The organism is uncultured Gimesia sp. (assembly GCF_937919775.1).
GTDB lineage: Bacteria > Planctomycetota > Planctomycetia > Planctomycetales > Planctomycetaceae > Gimesia.
In genome coordinates, this window is the sequence record NZ_CALFPF010000512.1 from 1 (window position 1) to 3,367 (window position 3,367).

General features: G+C 48.5%; 2 protein-coding genes. One reads left to right on the plus strand and one right to left on the minus strand.

All coding sequences use genetic code 11. The features are described 5' to 3' along the window. Positions 1-341: 341 nt before the first annotated feature. A complete protein-coding gene (locus Q0294_RS14705; protein ID WP_299466916.1) occupies positions 342-971 on the plus strand; it encodes an FMN-binding negative transcriptional regulator in 630 nt (209 codons plus the stop codon). A 35-nt stretch (positions 972-1,006) separates the two neighbouring features. Here the strand turns inward: Q0294_RS14705 and rny are convergent, their stop codons facing one another. Continuing rightward, complete coding sequence (gene rny / locus Q0294_RS14710; RefSeq protein ID WP_299466919.1) at positions 1,007-2,554, minus strand: ribonuclease Y; 1,548 nt, start codon at positions 2,552-2,554, stop codon at positions 1,007-1,009. Between the last annotated feature and the right edge of the window lie 813 nt (positions 2,555-3,367).

A 3,367-nucleotide genomic window follows, 5' to 3' on the forward strand; every position in this document is an offset into this window, starting at 1 on the left:
GAACAACGGCCCCCTCTTCCATTTCCAGGTAGGACAACATTAGATTTTCCCCAAAAGGCGTGCGCATTTTGCAGCCGGGGAGTACTTCCAGTGGCTTGACGGAATTAATATCAATAAATGGCATGAGTGCAGAATCCCTTTACAACAGAAACGTTTCAGCCTTACAGTAATCGTACTTACTTCAAGGTAAAGAAATTGTTCCGGAATTGAAAGTCCTGTGAACCTGACGTCAGGCAAACATGTCTCATCTGTTTCAAAGTAGCATGCCTCAAGAATAATCAGAACCTGCTTCGTGTCGTACTTTTCTTTCCTTTAAAACTACCGAAAGGACTTCATCCTCAATGTACGTGCCTACTTCTTTTGCTGAAACTGACCTGACGGTACTGCATGATTTTATTGAGCAGCACAGTTTCGCCACTCTGGTGACCGACAGGCACGATGAGCAGTACGCCACTCACCTGCCCATTCTACTGGACCGCAGTCAGGGAAAATACGGGCGACTGATAGGGCATTTTGCGAAGGCCAACCCTCAAAGCGAAACAGCGTCACTCCAGAAAGTACTCACGATATTTCACGGCCCACATGCCTACATTTCACCCACCTGGTATGAGTCCCCCAACACGGTCCCCACCTGGAATTATCAGGCGGTGCATGTCTATGGACACTATTCTGTGATAAACGATTCCGGTGAATTAAAACACGTAATCGAGCAAACGGTTCGCTTCTATGAAGCGGCACAACCTACGCCTTGGACGATGCAAAATGCAGACCCCGGTTTCATCGACCAGTTACTGCAAGCCATCATCGGATTTACAATTGAGATCGAACGCATTGAGGGCAAATTCAAACTCAGCCAGAACCATCCGATCGAACGCCGGGAAAAGGTGATCCACGCATTAAAACAGCATCAGCGCGATGACGATCAAGCCATCGCAACTCTGATGCAAGCTCAGTTACCCGGTCAGCTCTAACCTGACCGGTTGACAGGAAAATTGAAGTTTCCCGATTAACGGGCATACTCAATCGTACGCGATTCCCGCATGACAGTCACCCGGATCTCACCGGGATAGGTCAATGTGTCTTCGATTGCTTTCGCGATATCCTTGCACATTTTCGCCGCTTCCCGATCATTCACCTGATCGGCGTCGACAATCACGCGCACTTCGCGCCCCGCCTGGATCGCATAGGTATGATCAACGCCCGGAAAACCGCAAACAAGTGTTTCCAGTTCTTCCAGACGACGGACATATTTCTCCAGCGTATCGCGACGTGCTCCCGGACGTGAGGCCGAACAGGCATCGGCGGCAGCGACCAGCACGGTATAGATATAATCAGGGCGAATATCATCGTGATGTCCCGCAGCGGCGTGCACCACTTCCTGAGACTCGCCGTAGCGTTTCAGTAATTGAGCACCAACGGCAGGGTGCCCCCCTTCCATTTCATGGTCGGCTGCTTTTCCGATATCATGAAACAGCCCGCAGCGACGGGCAATTGTTCCGTCCAGCCCGAGTTGCTCTGCCATAATGCCGGCTAATGCAGACACCTCGATCGAATGCCGTAACACATTTTGACTGTAACTGGTTCGGAAATGTAACCGCCCCAGCAGATCAATCAGCTTGGGATTCACGCCGGAAATATTCACTTCCTGACAGGCACTCTGCCCCATGGTCTGAATATACTCTTCGAGTTCTTTCTGGGTTTCCTCGACGACTTCTTCAATTCGTGCCGGGTGAATACGACCATCATTGACCAGTTTCTGCAGAGACATTTTGCCGATCTGACGCCGTACATTGTCAAACGCAGAAACGACAACCACTCCCGGAGTGTCATCCACGATCACATCGACGCCCGTTGCCTTTTCAAACGCACGAATATTACGGCCTTCGCGACCGATAATCCGGCCCTTCATTTCTTCTTCCGGCAGATCGACTGTAGAAACCGTTGTTTCCGCCACATGACCGGAAGCAAACCGCTGAACCGCCATTCCAATGGTCTCGCGGGCGATTTTATCACACGACAGTTTTAACTCAGCCTGATGCTTGAGAATGAGTGCACCGGTTTCGTTTTTGAGGTCTTTGTCCAGGCGATCCAGCAGCATTTTTGAAGCCGTTTCCCGATCAAGCCCGCTGATTTTAAATAACTCTTCCTGCTGACTTTTGAGAGCGCGCTCCAGTTCCTGTTCTCTGGCTTCGACGGCTTTGGAACGGGCAGCCAGCTTGGACTGGGTGGTCTGGATCATGGCTTCCTTCTTGAGGAAATCCGCCTGTTGATCTTCAAGAGTCGTCTCGCGTTTGCTCAGCTTCTTTTCAATCGACCAAAGCTCTTCGCGTTGCTTATTGACTTCTTCTTCGAGAGATTCTCGACGCTTCAACAACTCTTCTTTGGCTTCCAGCTTCTGACTTTTGAGCAGGTTTTCTGAATCCAGTTCGGCCTGTTTCAGGATCTGCGCATAAGACTGGTAAGCAGATCCGCGGCGAATACGGTCGATAAAATAACCAATGATAACCCCGACAATCAACGCCAGAGTAGCCCCGATAGCGACATCTGTAGACATATTCCAGGTGCTTCCTATGCGCCTATGGTGAAAAGCCCTTTTCCTGTCAGATGCCATTTGGCGTTGGCATACAACAGAGACAAAATTGAACCTCCCTCTGTTTTATCCCGATCAGGACAAAAGAGATCAGCACAAATCATGTTGTCAGGAATTTCTTAGAATGACAGGAGCGTCAGAGAGTTTCAAAATTGAATATGCCTGAAAGAAGAAATGAAATCCAACGACATATTTTAATTTCAAGCAGCCCAGAAAAAGGTGATACGCTTACAACAATTATGGCCCGTGCGTTGATCTACTTTAACGACGTTTAAAGCACCATCGATCATCCCGTACCCTCACTGGCACACGCGACCGCTGCTCGATTCCCAAACAAGACAACAGTTGACGCACGATCTCATTTTTCTGTCTCTGCTGAGTTATAAACTCAACATCAAGAAAGTGACCACTCGCATCACGGGAAGACTCCCGCGTACGAATCAGCGCCAGCAATCCTCTCACCAGTTTGGTCAGAAGCACATAAATTGCAAGAATTGTCTCATTGAGAATACCAAACATTGTTGATTCTCCAATTCAACTGAACCTGGGACGACTTTAGAAACTCGTTAATCACAAACACTCAGTCCCCTCACATCGAGTGGAAAGCAGCCTCTGTGACAATGCTCCCGATCAAGCCAAGAAATGCCGAAAGGAAACTTAAAAAATAAAAAAACAATGAAACTGTTATGAAAAGTTATCTCCACGCCATCCGGAGACAGTGCTGATCACCTTCTCATTTCTGAAGATTGAATGTTCTTGAAAAGAGGAGATGAATAC

Coding starts and splice junctions, on each gene's coding strand:
- rny (WP_299466919.1), bottom strand. CDS start 2,554: ATGTCTACAGATGTCGCTATCGGGGCTACTCTGGCGTTGATTGTCGGG.
- Q0294_RS14705 (WP_299466916.1), top strand. CDS start 342: ATGTACGTGCCTACTTCTTTTGCTGAAACTGACCTGACGGTACTGCAT.